This window comes from Mesorhizobium yinganensis (assembly GCF_040081985.1).
Taxonomy (GTDB): Bacteria; Pseudomonadota; Alphaproteobacteria; order Rhizobiales; family Rhizobiaceae; genus Kumtagia; species Kumtagia yinganensis.
This window is the reverse complement of sequence record NZ_JBEBMH010000014.1, coordinates 40,328-54,622: the sequence shown is the minus strand read 5'-3', so window position 1 is coordinate 54,622 and position 14,295 is coordinate 40,328. Positions and strand designations below refer to the sequence as shown.

Genomic DNA, 14,295 nt, shown 5'->3' with positions numbered 1-14,295 from the left:
TCATCCCCGCTTCATCAGCGCGGCAGCACCGACGAACCCATCAGCGCCTCGTCGATGGAGCGCGCCGCCTGCCGGCCTTCCCGGATCGCCCAGACGACAAGCGACTGGCCGCGGCGCACATCGCCGGCCGCATAGAGCCTGTCGACGCTGGTGCGATAATCCTTGTCGTTGGCCGCGATGTTGGTAGAGCGCCGCGTGTCCTTGATCACCTCGATACGTCCGCCCAGGTCCTTGAGCACGCCGTCCGCGAACGGACCGGCAAAGCCGATGGCGATGAAGGCGAGATCGGCGCGGATGACGAACTCGGTGCCGGCGATCGGCAGCCGCTTCTCGTCCACTTCGCAGCACTTGACGCCAGTCAGCGCGCCCTCCTCGCCGATGAACTCCAGCGTAGCCACCTGAAACTCGCGCTCGGCGCCTTCCGCTTGGGATGATGAGGTGCGCATCTTGGTCGCCCAGTAGGGCCAGACGGCGAGTTTGTTTTCCTTCTCCGGCGGCTGCGGCCGGATGTCGAGCTGCGTCACCCGCACCGCCCCTTGGCGGAAGGCCGTGCCAACACAGTCGGACGCCGTGTCACCGCCGCCGACGACGACCACATGTTTTCCGCCGGCAACGATCGGCTGCGACGGCCACGCGACCGAATGGATGTCCTCGTGCCCGACCCGCTTGTTCTGCTGGACGAGGTAGGGCATGGCGTCATGCACGCCTTCAAGATCGGCGCCGGGAATGCCGGCGGGACGCGGCGTTTCCGAGCCGCCGCAATAGAGCACGGCGTCGTGGCCTTCGAGCAATTCGTCGACCGTCTTGTCGACACCGACATTGACGCCGCAATGGAAGGTGACGCCCTCGCCCTGCATCTGCTCGACACGGCGGTCGATGAAATGCTTCTCCATCTTGAAGTCGGGAATGCCGAAACGCATCAGGCCGCCCGGCTTGGACTCGCGTTCGTAGACATGCACGTCATGGCCGACACGCGCCAGTTGCTGAGCGGCCGCCATGCCGGCAGGACCGGATCCGATGATGGCGACGCGCTTGCCGGTCTTCTTCTCGGGCGGCTGCGGCCGGACCATGCCAAGTTCATAGGCCTTGTCGGCCAGCGCCTGCTCGATCGTCTTGATGGCGACCGGAATGTCCTCGAGGTTCAGCGTGCACGCCTCCTCGCAGGGCGCGGGGCAGATGCGGCCGGTGAACTCCGGAAAGTTGTTGGTGGTGTGGAGGTTGCGGATCGCATTCTCCCAGTCGCCGGCATAGACGAGGTCGTTCCAATCCGGGATCTGGTTGTGGATCGGGCAGCCCGTCGGGCCATGGCAGAACGGCACGCCGCAATCCATGCAGCGCGCGGCCTGTTTCTCGACCTCCTTGTCCGACATCGGCAAGGTGAATTCCTTGAAATGCCGGATGCGGTCGGAAGCCGGCTGATACTTGTGCACCTGCCGGTCGATCTCGAGAAAACCCGTTACCTTGCCCATTCTAGTTCCGTTCCTGACCGGCGATATCGTCTCGCCAGTTCTCTAATTTCAATCCCGCGATGTTAGCCTCCTGTATGGCCGCGTCGCTGGTTACAAGCACCGCATCGCGGACCATCGCATGAGCCGCTATCCAAAGATCGTTTGGCGACAGCCCCTTGCCGATCCGCTCGACCTGAACGCGAATATCTCCGTAAACGTCATCGACTTCCGGCTCCAGTTGATCGATGCGCAGGCTGCTCAGGAGATAGGCCATGCTCGGATTCGAGCGCGCATCTGGCCGCTTCTTCATTCCGTACCTGATCTCGCCCGACACGATCACGCTGATGCCCATATGCCCTTTGGTCATCGCCTGGAACCGCTTCCCGACAACGCCATCAGGCTCCCGCGCAACATCGACAAGAACATTGCTGTCGAGCATGTAGCCGCTCATAGCTTGATGTCGTCCAAAGGCAGCATGTCGCCATCACCAATGTCCGGAAAGTCGTCCTCCGTCAGCTTCGGCTGCTGGCGCAACCACTCGATGATCTCCTTCGGAGAACGCTCGCGCCTGTCCGGAACAACCGTCAGACTTCCATCTGCTTCCTTACGGATCGTGACCTCGTCACCTTCAAATTCGAACTCCTTCGGTATGCGGATCGCGCGGCTTCGTCCATTCCGGAAGACGCGGGCGCGTTGCTCAGTCTTGGGCTTGTTCAGCATCGCGGCCTCCATATGGCATATGCCTGGACATATGCCATAACAGGTTTTCATTCAAGAAGAAGGCTACTCCGCCGCAATGCTCATCCTGAGCCGTTCCATCTCCTGCAACGCGCGGCGATACTCGACCGGCATCACCTTCCGGAATTTCGGCCGGTAGGTCGCCCAGTCCTCCAGGATCGCCTTGGCGCGGGTCGAGCCAGTGTAGTGCGCATGGTTGGAGATGAGTTGCACCAGCCGCTCCTCGTCATGCTTGGTCATGTCGCCCGACACGTCGACGCGGCCCTTGTGGGCGAGGTCGCCGCCGTGATGGTGCAGCTTCTCCAGCATGTCGTCTTCTTCGGGGACCGGCTCCAGTTCGACCATCGCCATGTTGCAGCGCTCGGCGAAATCGCCCTCCTCGTCCAGCACATAAGCGACGCCGCCCGACATGCCGGCCGCGAAGTTGCGGCCCGTCTTGCCGATGACGACGATCACGCCGCCGGTCATGTATTCGCAGCCATGGTCGCCGACACCCTCGACCACCGCCGCTGCTCCCGAGTTGCGCACGGCAAACCGCTCGCCGGCGACGCCGCGGAAATAGCACTCGCCCTCGATCGCGCCGTAAAGCACGGTGTTGCCGACGATGATGGAATCCTCGGCAACGATCTTCGAGTCGTCCGGAGGCCTGATGACGATGCGCCCGCCCGAAAGGCCCTTGGCGACGTAATCGTTGCCGTCGCCGACCAGTTCGATCGATATGCCGCGCGTCAGGAACGCGCCGAACGACTGGCCCGCTGTGCCGATCAGTCTCACCGAGATCGTGTCGTCCTTCAGCCCCTTGTGCTTGAAGCGTTTTGCCACCTCGCCCGCCAGCATCGCGCCCGCGGAACGGTCGACGTTGCGGATCGGCAGCTCGATCTTGACCGGCAGCTTGCTTTCAAGCGCCGGCCGGGCAAGCTCGATCATCTTGCGGTCGAGCACATCATCGATCGGATGTTTTTGCCGCTCGGTCCAGTGCGTGGCTTCCGCCGGCGCGTCCGGCTTGAAGAACATGCGGCTGAAATCTAGGCCCTTCGACTTCCAGTGATCGATGACGTCCCGCTTCTCCAGAAGGTCGGAGGCACCGACGATCTGGTCGAGATGGGAAAAACCCATTTCGGCAAGCAGTTCGCGCACCTCTTCCGCCACGAAGAAGAAGTAGTTGATGACATGCTCCGGCGTGCCCTTGAAGCGCTTGCGCAGCACCGGGTCCTGGGTGGCGACGCCGACCGGGCAGGTGTTGAGATGGCACTTTCGCATCATGATGCAGCCGGCCGCGATCAGCGGCGCCGTCGAGAAACCGAACTCGTCGGCCCCCAGCAGCGCGCCGATGACCACGTCGCGCCCCGTACGCAGGCCGCCATCGACCTGCAGCGCCACACGCGAGCGCAGCCCGTTCAGCACCAGCGTCTGGTGCGTCTCGGCCAGCCCCATCTCCCAGGGCGAGCCGGCGTGCTTCAGCGAGGTCAGCGGCGAGGCGCCGGTGCCGCCATCATAGCCGGCAATGGTGATGTGGTCGGCGCGCGCCTTGGCCACACCGGCCGCGACCGTGCCGACGCCGACTTCCGAGACCAGCTTGACCGACACGTCCGCCGCCGGGTTGACGTTCTTCAGGTCGAAGATCAGCTGCGCCAGATCCTCGATCGAATAGATGTCGTGGTGCGGCGGCGGTGAGATCAGGCCGACGCCCGGCGTCGAATGCCGGGTCTTGGCGATCGTCGCGTCGACCTTGTGGCCGGGCAATTGCCCGCCCTCGCCGGGCTTGGCGCCCTGCGCCACCTTGATCTGCATCATGTCGGAGTTGACGAGGTACTCCGCCGTGACGCCGAAGCGGCCCGACGCCACCTGCTTGATCGCCGAACGTTCGGGGTTCGCCCCGCCACCCGGCAACGGCAGGTAGCGATCCGGCTCCTCGCCGCCCTCTCCGGTGTTCGACTTGCCGCCGATCCTGTTCATCGCACGCGCCAGGGTCGAATGCGCTTCGCGGCTGATCGAGCCGAAGGACATGGCGCCGGTAGAGAACCGCCGCACGATCTCGGCCGCCGGCATCACCTCGTCGAGCGGCACCTTCTTGCGGCCGGTCTCATCCGCGAGCCTGATCTTGAACAGGCCTCGGATCGATTTCGCCCGCGCCGCCTGGCTGTCGATCTGCTCGGAAAACTCCTTGAATGTCTGAGCGGAATTCTGCCGCACGGCGTGCTGCAGCGATGCCACGGCGTCCGGCGACCAGACATGCGCCTCGCCGCGCATGCGGAACAGATATTCGCCCCCGACTTCCAGCGCATTGCGCAGCACCGGATCGTCGCCAAAGGCGTCGGTATGGCGGCTCGTCGTCTCCGTCGCGACCTCGTCCAGCCCGACGCCCTCGATCAGCGAGGCGGTGCCGGTGAAATACTGCTCGACGAAGTCGCTCTTCAGCCCGACGGCATCGAATATCTGCGCCCCGCAATAGGACTGGTAGGTCGAGATGCCCATCTTGGACATGACCTTGAGGATGCCCTTGCCGATCGACTTGATGTAGCGCGAGACGATCTCGTAGGGGTCGACCTCCTTCGGCATCTCGCCGCGCTTGTGCATGTCGAGCAGCGTGTCGAAGGCGAGATAGGGGTTGATCGCCTCAGCGCCATAGCCGGCGAGGCAGCAGAAATGATGAACCTCGCGCGGCTCGCCGGATTCGACGACAAGACCGACGGAGGTGCGCAGCCCCTTGCGCACCAGGTGATGGTGCACGGCCGCCGTCGCCAGCAGCGCCGGAATGGCGATGCGGTCCGGCCCAACTTGCCGGTCGGAAAGCACGATGATGTTGTAGCGCCCGGCGACGGCCGCCTCGGCGCGCTCGCACAGCCGTTCGATCGCGCCGCGCATGCCCGCCGCGCCTTCGGTGGCGGCATAGGTGATGTCGATCGTCTTGGTGTCGAAACTGTCCTCGGTGTGGCCGATGGAGCGTATCTTCTCCAGGTCGCCATTGGTCAGGATCGGCTGGCGCACCTCCAGCCGTTTGCGCCGCGAGGTGCCGACAAGATCAAGAATGTTCGGCCGCGGTCCGATGAACGACACCAGGCTCATCACCAGTTCCTCGCGGATCGGGTCGATCGGTGGGTTGGTGACCTGCGCAAAATTCTGCTTGAAATAGGTGTAGAGCATCTTCGACTTGTCCGACATCGCCGAGATCGGCGTGTCGGTCCCCATCGACCCCACGGCCTCCTGACCGGTCGTCGCCATCGGCGACATGAGCAGCTTGGTGTCCTCCTGCGTGTAGCCGAACGCCTGCTGGCGATCGAGCAGCGTCACATCCTTGCGCAGCGCGCGCGGCTCGACCGGCTTGAGTTCCTCGAGGATCAGCTGGGTGCGCCCCAGCCAATCCTTATAGGGATGCCGGCCGGCGATCTCCGACTTGATCTCGTCGTCGGAAATGATACGGCCCTTGGCGAGGTCGATCAGCAGCATCTTGCCGGGCTGCAGGCGCCATTTCTGGACGATGTGCTTCTCCTCGACCGGCAGCACGCCGGCCTCCGATGCCAGGATCACCCGGTCGTCGTCGGTGACCATGTAGCGGGCGGGCCTGAGCCCGTTGCGGTCGAGCGTCGCGCCGATCTGGCGGCCGTCGGTGAAGGCAACGGCTGCCGGCCCGTCCCATGGCTCCATCAGCGCGGCGTGATATTCGTAGAAAGCCTTGCGGTCGGGTGACATCGACTTGTTGCCGGCCCAGGCTTCCGGGATCAGCATCATCATGGCGTGCGCCAGCGTGTAGCCGCCCTGGAACAGGAACTCGAGCGCGTTGTCGAAGCAGGCCGTGTCCGACTGCCCCTCATAGGAGATCGGCCAAAGCTTCGAGATGTCGTTGCCGAACAACTCGCTGTCGACGGAAGCCTGGCGGGCCGCCATCCAGTTGTTGTTGCCGCGCACGGTGTTGATCTCGCCGTTGTGGGCGACCATGCGATAGGGATGCGCCAGCTTCCACGACGGGAAGGTGTTGGTCGAGAAACGCTGGTGAACGAGGATCAGCGCCGTCTCGAAACGCGGGTCGGACAGGTCCTTGTAATAAGCGCCGACCTGGTAGGCCAGGAACATGCCCTTGTAGACGAGGGTGCGCGCCGACAGCGACACGCAATAGGCGCCGATGTCCTTGTTGTTGTTCTCGGCATAGATGCGGCCGGAAATCACCTTGCGCAGAAGGTAGAGCCGCGCCTCGTATTCCTCGTCGCTGTCGATGTCGGGCGTGCGGCCGATGAAAACCTGGCGATGGAAGGGTTCCGCCGCCGCGATGTCCGGCACCTTGGACAGGGATGAATTGTCGACCGGCACGTCGCGAAAACCGAGCAGCGGCAGGCCTTCGGACTGCGCCGATTCCGCGATGATCTCGTTGATATGAGCACGCAGCGCCGCATCCTGGGGCATGAACCAGTGGCCGACGCCATATTGCCCGGCGGGCGGCAGGTCGATGCCCTGCTTGGCCATCTCCTCGCGGAAGAACTTGTCCGGAATCTGCACGAGCACGCCGGCGCCGTCGCCCATCAGCGGATCGGCGCCCACGGCGCCGCGATGCGTCAGGTTGTTCAGCATGAACAGCCCGTCCTTGACGATCTGGTGCGACTTGACGCCCTTCATCTGCGCGATGAAGCCGACGCCGCAGGCGTCGTGCTCGTTGCGCGGATCGTAGAGGCCGTTTTCGGTGGCGCGTTTGACGGCGGCGGCATTCGTCGTGGCGTCGGCAACAAGTGCGCGCATCGAAGATGTCATGTCCGTCATGGTCAGCCTCCGTTCGTTCCGGCTCCCTGCCTGCCGCGCCGCCGGAGGGCGCCGCGAAGGCAGGTGCGGGCGTTCGTATCGAAATTCACCGCTGCCGGCCTGCTGCCGGATAGCATCCGCGCGCCGGACCTCATGTCAATCCGGCAAGCGGACGCATCTCACAGAACGGGCCAGAACGGCGTCTTTCAACATCCGGACCGGCGGCCACTGCGCGGACAAATAAGACAGCACTGCTGTCCTAAATTTGTTATGACAGATATTCATGCCCGGCACAAGACCGAATCGAAAACAATCGGGGACAGGGGCGAAATAATCTGTCGCGAATAAGGCCGATCGCGCAACTTCCGGTCCCAACGACCGCCTGTCCTGGCAGCGCGATAAACCTTGCTGGCCCTTGATGCCAGCCGTCAAATCCGGTCTTGTCGCCGCTCCCGCCAGACGAACTCACGGACCCCTTATGTACTTCTCCTCCGACAATTGGGCCGGCGCCCATCCCAAGGTGGCCGAACGCCTTGCGCACCATGCCTCCGGCTATGATGCCGCCTACGGCAACGGCGCTCTGGACAGAAAGGTCGCCGAAAAATTCAACGAGATTTTCGAGCGCGAGGTCGAGGTTTTTTTCGTCGGTACCGGCACGGCGGCGAATTCGCTGTCGCTCACACTGTTCAATCGCCCCGGCGGCATTTCGTTCTGCCATCGCGAAGCACATGTGATGGACGATGAATGTGGTGCGCCTGAGTATTTCTCCGGCGGGTCGCGGCTCTTCGCTGTCGATGGCCCGACAGGCCGCATGACCGCCGACAATCTCGATCGCGCCATCGGCCGCTTTGTGCCGGCGGTGGTGCATTCCGGCCGGCCGATCGCCGCCACCATCACCCAGGCGACGGAGACAGGGACCGTCTATTCGCTGGACGACATCGCTAATATCTCCGCCGTCACGAAAAAATACGGCCTGCCGCTGCATATGGACGGCGCGCGCTTCGCCAACGCACTGGTTGCGCTGAGAGCCACGCCGGCCGAGATGACCTGGAAACGTGGGGTCGACCTTCTCTCTTTTGGCGGAACCAAGAACGGCTGCTGGTGCGCCGAGGCGGTTGTCCTATTTGACACGTCGAAGGCCGAGGAATTTGCGTTCATCCGCAAACGCGCCGCGCAACTCTTTTCCAAATCCCGCTTCATCGCCGCGCAGTTCGAAGCCTATTTCGCCGATGGGCTGTGGCTGGAAACGGCCGCACATGCCAATGCGATGGCTGCCCGGTTGGCGGACGTTTTCCGGAGTTCCGAAAACGCAAGGCTCGCGTGGGAACCGCAGGCCAACGAAGTGTTTCCGATTATCAGGAAAGATGCGATGGCCAAGGTGCTCGCCGCCGGCGCGTCCTTCTACGACTGGCGCCCCCCGCACGGTTTTGCCGATCCGATCGGCGCGGACGAGACGCTGTGCCGGCTGGTCACCAGCTTCGCCACGATGCCGGAGGAGGTGGACAGGTTCGCGACGTTGATCGGCTAGGAACTCCGCCCGATCATGAAGCACTTGCAAACTCTGGCGGAGGCTATTGACCTCAACTTACCTTGAGGAATTAGCGTCGAACATGGAATCGGCCCGCGCAAGCGCGCCTGTCTCTCATCGATCGACCAGAGGCAACGGAGAAGCAGCGTGACTTCAGCAGAATCGGCCGCGCAGGGCTTGCATGCAAAAGGCCGGCCCGGCTTCGGGCGCAAGGCGACGCTTCTCTTTGCTGCCACTCTGACGATTATGGCCGGTACGACCATCTCGCCCTCGCTGCCGGCGATCGAAGCCGCCTTCGCCAATGTCGACAATGTCCAGTTGCTCAGCCGCATGGTGCTCACACTGCCGGCGCTGTTCGTCGCCTTCTGCGCGCCGCTCATCGGCAGCCTTGCCGACCGCTATGGACGCCTGTCCCTGCTGGTCGCGTCCATCCTGCTCTACGGCATTTCCGGCGTTTCCGGCCTGTTTGCCGACAGCCTGCCGGTTCTGCTTGTGGGACGCGCCGCGCTCGGCATCGCCATCGGCGGCATCATGACACTCGTCACGGCGCTGGTCGGCGACTATTTCGCCGGCCAGGAGCGAGAGCGTTATCTCGGCCTGCAGCAGGCCTTCACCGGGCTCGGCGGCGTCGTCTTCGTGCTCGGCGGCGGCATGCTAGCTGATTTCCATTGGCGTGCGCCCTTCGCAGTCTATGCGCTGGCTTTTGCCATGGTTCCGGCGGTCATCCTGTTTCTGAACGAGCCGAGACGGTTCGCAGCATCCGCACCGGCGGCGACCGGGCGGACGGACGCGCAGGCGCACTGGCTGCCGGTCGCGGCGCTTTGCCTGCTCTCCTTCCTCATCAACCTCTCCTTCTACGTTGTGCCGTCGCAGTTGCCCTTTTACTTGCGCGCGATCGGAACGGTGGCGCCGAGCAGCGCCGGCCTCGCGCTCGGGCTGCACAATCTGGTGATGGCAGGCACCGCGCTCTTCTATGGACGGCTGCGCGTATCGTTCGGCATCTCGGCCATCTTCGCCATTGGCCTGACGCTGATGGCGCTGGGTTTCCTGCTGGTATCGGTCTCCGGGACAATGATTTCGATCCTGGCCGCCATGGCGATCTGCGGCGCTGGCCTCGGGATAGCCATGCCGAACCTCATGTCGGCGGCGATATCCGTCGCCACCCCGTCGACGCGCGGACGCGTGGCCGGCACGGTGGCCGCGAGCATGTTCCTCGGGCATTTTTCCTCGCCCTTCGCCAGCCAGCCCTGGATCGAGGCGTTGGGTTACGCCACGACCTTCCGGGATGCCGGTCTTGGCCTTGCCCTGCTGGCCTTCGTCTCGGCGGCTGCCGGGCTGTTCTTGTCGGGTTCCTTGTCGCACCGGCGCTGACCCGCTGGGCGTTTGCCGGGCGTGCTCCTGCCAGAACTGTCACCAGTCGCCGGCCTCCGCCGTTGAGGATGGGAACAAGCAGGCCCTAACTGCCTTCCATGGAAAGCAGAGGAGTGCCAGCATGACAAGATTCAGCGAATTCATGAAGCAGCGTGAAAGTGCCGCCAGCGCTTATTGCCGCGGCGAAGGCGACGCCGTGCTGGCGCTCAGCACGGTGCGCAAGCCGGCGGGTTTCTTCGGCCCGGACGGCAAGGCCGTGCGCGGACCGGAGCCGGTGCGGCAGGCCTATGAGGCGGGCGCGACGCAGTTCGGCAAGGACGGCGAGAGCCAGTTCGAGGTCTACCAGGCAGCCGAGGGCGGCGACATCGCTTACTGGAGCGGCCTGCAACGGGCGATCGTCGAACTCAACGGCCGTTCGGTGCCGGTGGACCTGCGCGTCACCGAACTGTTCCGCCGCGAGGACGGCGAATGGAAGCTGGTTCACCGCCACGCCGACATGCTGAAATCGGAACAGTAAGCTCCCAAACGCAAAGCGGCGCCACAAGGCGCCGCTCGCGGGAGGATGCGCTGCCGGGTTAGTTGACGGCGTTCGCCTCGATCTGCTTGGCCTTCGCCGAGTTGTTCGCGATCGCAATCTTGCGCGGCTTCAACTCCTCGGGAACGTTGCGCTTCAGTTCGATGTGCAGAAGGCCGTTCTTGAGGGTGGCACCAGTGACCTCGACGTGGTCGGCAAGCTGGAAGCGTCGCTCGAACGAGCGGGCGGCAATGCCGCGATAGATCACTTCGCTGCCTTCGCCATTGGTCTCTTCCTTGCGCTCGCCCTTCACGCTGAGCACGTTGCGATGCGACTGGATGTCGATCTCGCTGTCGGAGAAGCCGGCGACCGCCATGGAGATGCGATAGGAATCCTCACCGGTCCGCTCGATATTGTAGGGCGGATAGGTGGTGCCGTTCTCGGGCTGGCCAAGCGAATCCAGCATGGTGAAGAGCCGGTCGAAGCCGACGGTGGAACGATAGAGAGGGGAAAAATCGACGTGACGCATGGTTTGTTCTCCAGTTGAGCAACACTTGGCGTGTGATCCGTCGCGAAACCCGTCTTCGGCCTTTCGCATGGACCAGCGGCCCCTTGATTGGCGACCGCAGGAAATATCTGGGTGGGCGAATTCGGCATTTCAAGGAATTTTCGAGAGCCGGCATCATTCTACCGATGAACGGCGGATGAACCCTGCCTTCGGCCTGCGTTCAGCAAGGATCGGCTAGGTTTGTCTCGCATCTAGGCAAAGCGATGCGTCTCGGCGCAACGCCAAGGAGCCGAACCGGGTGTAACGTCCCTTCCTCCCGGCTCGACAGAGGCCGGAAGTTCGCGAAGCGGCTTCCGGCCTGCTCCATTTTGGCCGGCGCGGTCGGTCTCACGGAACTACGGTCACGTCACAGGCAATTTCTTTGCAAATCGCCGCTAGCGTCCTAGTTTCCAAATACGAGCAATTCGCCGCGGCCCGCTTTCCTCCGATGAACGATTTCTTCTTCGAGATTCCCGGCAATCCCGTTCCGAACAATGCGACGGGAGATTACCTGAAGGCACCGGACGGTTTTCGTCTGCGCTACGCCTGCTTCGCGCCGGATGACGGGCCCTCGCGGGGGACTGTTATTATCCTCACCGGCCGCAACGAATGCATCGAAAAATATTTCGAGACCATTCGCGATCTGGCCGGCAAGGGGCTGGGCAGCGCCATCATGGACTGGCGCGGCCAGGGAGCATCCGATCGGCTTATCCGCAACCCGATGCCCGGGCACGTCGTCAGCTTCGACGACTATGTCACGGACCTCAGGCAGTTCTTTGCCGAGATCGTGCAACGCGACTGCCCCGGCCCCTATTTTGTTCTGGGCCATTCGACCGGCTCGCTGATCGCCCTGCTCGCCGCGCCGTCTTTTGCCGGCCAAGTGCGGCGCATGGTGCTGGTCGCGCCGTTTCTCGGCGCCAGCGGCCTGCCGCTGTCGACAAAAAACATCAAGCGGCTGATGAACCTGTTCTACTGGATTGGCATTCGGCGCATCTATGCTTATGGCGGCAAGCGAAAACCCGGATTGCCCGCGTTCGCGACGAACAAGCTGACCACCGACCAGGCGCGCTTCCAGCGCAACACCTTGCTCTACCAGACCCATCCCGGGCTGGCGCTGGGCGGGCCTACCGTTTCCTGGGTTCGCGCCGCCTGCATCGCGTCGGAAAAGGTCCAGGACCTCGCCTTCATCGCCGGCTTCAAAATTCCCACGCTGTTCATCGCCGCCGGGGCGGACGAAGTGGTTTCGACACAGGCAGTGGAGGAGTACGCGCGCCGCCTGAAGACGGCCTCACTGATTACCATCGACGGCGCGCGCCACGAGATCCTGCAGGAAGCCGACCTTTACCGCGAACAACTGCTGGCGGCCTTCAACGCCTTCGTGCCCGGTTCCGATGTCGAGGCGGCCGAAAAGTCGAATGCCTAAGTTTCGAGGTTCGCGCCTACCCCGCAAGCAACGCGCAGGCTGCGGCATGCAGTTCGGGCGTGGCCGCGGCGATGATGTCGCCGCCGCCCTCGGCCCTGCCCCCGTCGAAGGTCGTCACCACGCCGCCGGCTTGTTCGATGATCGGGATCAACGCCGCGATATCATAAGATTTCAGGCCGGGATCGGTGACAATATCCACCTGCCCTGCCGCCACCATGGCGAAGGCGTAGCAGTCGGTGCCGTAGCGCGACAAACGCACGGCGCCTTCCAGCCGTTCGTATTTGGCGCGCATGGCGGGGCCTTTGAACAGGGCCGGCGTGGTGGTGAAGTGGATCGCGTCCGAAAGATCCGTTGTCTTGCGCGCCGTTAGCCGGCGGTCGCCCCCCGGCCCCTCGTAGAAGGCACCTTCGCCCGTCGTGTAGAAAAGCTCGCCAGTAAAGGGCTGGGACATCATGCCTGCCGTCGCCTTTCCGTCTACCGTCAGGCCGACAAGCGTGCCCCAGACCGGGATGCCGGAGATGAAGGCGCGGGTGCCATCGATCGGATCGATGATCCAGCGATGAGGGCTGGAAACGTTTTCCGCCCCATGCTCCTCGCCGAGTATGCCATGGCCAGGATATTCGGCCCGGATGAGGCCGCGGATGACACGTTCCGCCTCCTGGTCGGCCTCCGTCACCGGATCGAAACCGCCGGCCTGCTTGTTGGAGACGGCGCCCTGGCTGCGGAATCGCGGCAACGTCTCTGCCGCTGCGGCACGCGCGATCTTGCGCAGGAATTCTGCGGAAACGGTCACGGGAGGAAGGTCCTTTCTTGCGAATCGCTCAGTGATTTGTTGCAGGAATGTCACAAAGAAGGGCGCGTGCCGATAAAAACATCATTCTCATTTAAGAATCTGTCATGGTCGCTTGACATTTGTGCGATGCACAATATCCTCAATCTCGAACAGGTTTCCTGTTCATGCCCTCCTTGGGCGTTTCCTCCCTAGACTCGAACCGCGTTGTGCGAACAACGCGGTTTTTTTTGACCCGCGAACAGGTCGCCTTCCGCCTTGGCCTGATGTTTATTCGGCTGCCAGCGGCAGTCCGACGAAGACATGGTCCGGCAGCGACATCAGGTCGGCGGAAAAACCCGTGAGATCGTGGGCCAGGGCCTCGAAGCCGGCTGACTTCTGGAACGTGCGTTCGTTCATATAAAGCCCGCGATTGATCTCGATCTGCACGGCATGCAGCCCCCGCACAGGGCGTCCATAATGCTCGGTAATGAAACCACCAGCATACGGCTTGTTGTGGGCGACGGTATAACCCTTTGCCGACAGCAGCGAGATCACGTTTTCCACGACGCCGGCGGAAGCAGACGCGCCAAAACGGTCGCCGACGATGAAGTCCGGGCGCATGCCATTGTCGCCGACACGGATGGAGGCCGGCATGGAGTGGCAGTCGATGAGCACGGCATATCCGAACTGCGCATGGGTGCGCATCAGCATGCGTTTCAGTGTCTCGTGATAAGGCTTGTAGATGCCGTCTATGCGCTCGATGGCCTCGGTCAGCGGCAGCCGCGACGGGTAAATGTCGAGCCCCTCCCCGACCAGTTTCGGGATCGTGCCCAGCCCGCCCGCGACCCGAGCCGAGCGGATATTGGCAAAGGACGGCACGGGATCGTGGAACATGCGCGGGTCGAGTTCCCACGGCTCGCGATTGACGTCGATATAGGCGCGGGGAAAATTTGCGGCGAGCATCGGCGCGCCGAGCGCCACCGCGCCGGAGAAAAGCTCGTCCACATAACTGTCCTCGGACCGGCGGATGGCCAGCGCGTCCAGCCGCGTCATCGCCAAAAAACGTTCGGGATAGTGGCGGCCACTATGCGGCGAACTGAACACGAAGGGTACGCGCTGCTCTGCGGTCGAGCGAATCTCGAAAGGGGCGACGCTGGAGAAATCGTCGGCCGCCGTCACGTCCACTGCCCCAAACCCTGAACTGCATGTACCATGCCTGCGAAACT

At 63.3% G+C, this 14,295-nt stretch carries 11 protein-coding genes; 4 read left to right on the top strand and 7 right to left on the bottom strand.

The window, feature by feature from the left end; genetic code table 11:
• Positions 1–14 precede the first annotated feature (14 nt).
• The 4 genes from ABMA59_RS22575 to gltB form a co-directional block, all read right to left on the bottom strand.
• Entirely contained in the window at positions 15–1,469 is a 1,455-nt protein-coding gene (locus tag ABMA59_RS22575; RefSeq protein ID WP_349007643.1) for a glutamate synthase subunit beta, read from the bottom strand.
• A gap of 1 nt (position 1,470) precedes the next feature.
• On the bottom strand, positions 1,471–1,899 hold the full coding sequence (locus ABMA59_RS22570) for a PIN domain-containing protein (protein WP_349007642.1): 429 nt from the start codon (positions 1,897–1,899) through the stop codon (positions 1,471–1,473).
• The gene (locus ABMA59_RS22565) at positions 1,896–2,168 is read right to left on the bottom strand and encodes an antitoxin (RefSeq protein WP_349007641.1); all 273 of its coding nucleotides are present in this window, start codon (positions 2,166–2,168) and stop codon (positions 1,896–1,898) included. Before ABMA59_RS22565 ends, ABMA59_RS22570 begins: the two co-directional genes overlap by 4 nt.
• Positions 2,169–2,231: 63 nt before the next feature.
• Positions 2,232–6,914 (bottom strand): glutamate synthase large subunit, encoded by a 4,683-nt coding sequence (gene gltB, locus ABMA59_RS22560; protein WP_425475970.1) that lies wholly within the window; start codon positions 6,912–6,914, stop codon positions 2,232–2,234.
• Positions 6,915–7,392: 478 nt separating this feature from the next.
• On the opposite strand from gltB, the gene ABMA59_RS22555 reads away from it, so the two are divergent.
• The 3 genes from ABMA59_RS22555 (at position 7,393) to ABMA59_RS22545 (ending at position 10,330) form a co-directional block, all read left to right on the top strand.
• A complete protein-coding gene (locus ABMA59_RS22555; RefSeq protein WP_349007639.1) occupies positions 7,393–8,442 on the top strand; it encodes a threonine aldolase family protein in 1,050 nt (349 codons plus the stop codon).
• Between the two features lie 147 nt (positions 8,443–8,589).
• Positions 8,590–9,813, top strand: coding sequence for an MFS transporter (locus ABMA59_RS22550; protein ID WP_349007638.1), 1,224 nt, complete (start codon positions 8,590–8,592; stop codon positions 9,811–9,813).
• A gap of 121 nt (positions 9,814–9,934) precedes the next feature.
• Positions 9,935–10,330 carry a YybH family protein gene (locus tag ABMA59_RS22545; RefSeq protein WP_349007637.1) on the top strand — a complete coding sequence of 132 codons (396 nt, stop codon included), beginning with the start codon at positions 9,935–9,937 and terminating at the stop codon, positions 10,328–10,330.
• A 58-nt stretch (positions 10,331–10,388) separates the two neighbouring features.
• On the opposite strand, the gene ABMA59_RS22540 is transcribed toward ABMA59_RS22545, so the two are convergent.
• Entirely contained in the window at positions 10,389–10,856 is a 468-nt protein-coding gene (locus ABMA59_RS22540; protein WP_349007636.1) for an Hsp20 family protein, read from the bottom strand.
• 466 nt (positions 10,857–11,322) lie between these two features.
• Here ABMA59_RS22540 and ABMA59_RS22535 point away from each other — a divergent pair, with 466 nt between their 5' ends.
• Complete coding sequence (locus ABMA59_RS22535; RefSeq protein ID WP_349007635.1) at positions 11,323–12,297, top strand: alpha/beta fold hydrolase; 975 nt, start codon at positions 11,323–11,325, stop codon at positions 12,295–12,297.
• 16 nt (positions 12,298–12,313) lie between these two features.
• Here the strand turns inward: ABMA59_RS22535 and hisN are convergent, their stop codons facing one another.
• Complete coding sequence (gene hisN, locus ABMA59_RS22530) at positions 12,314–13,090, bottom strand: histidinol-phosphatase (RefSeq protein ID WP_349007634.1); 777 nt, start codon at positions 13,088–13,090, stop codon at positions 12,314–12,316.
• 267 nt (positions 13,091–13,357) lie between these two features.
• A complete protein-coding gene (locus ABMA59_RS22525) occupies positions 13,358–14,248 on the bottom strand; it encodes an N-formylglutamate amidohydrolase (RefSeq protein WP_425475969.1) in 891 nt (296 codons plus the stop codon).
• Positions 14,249–14,295: the final 47 nt, after the last annotated feature.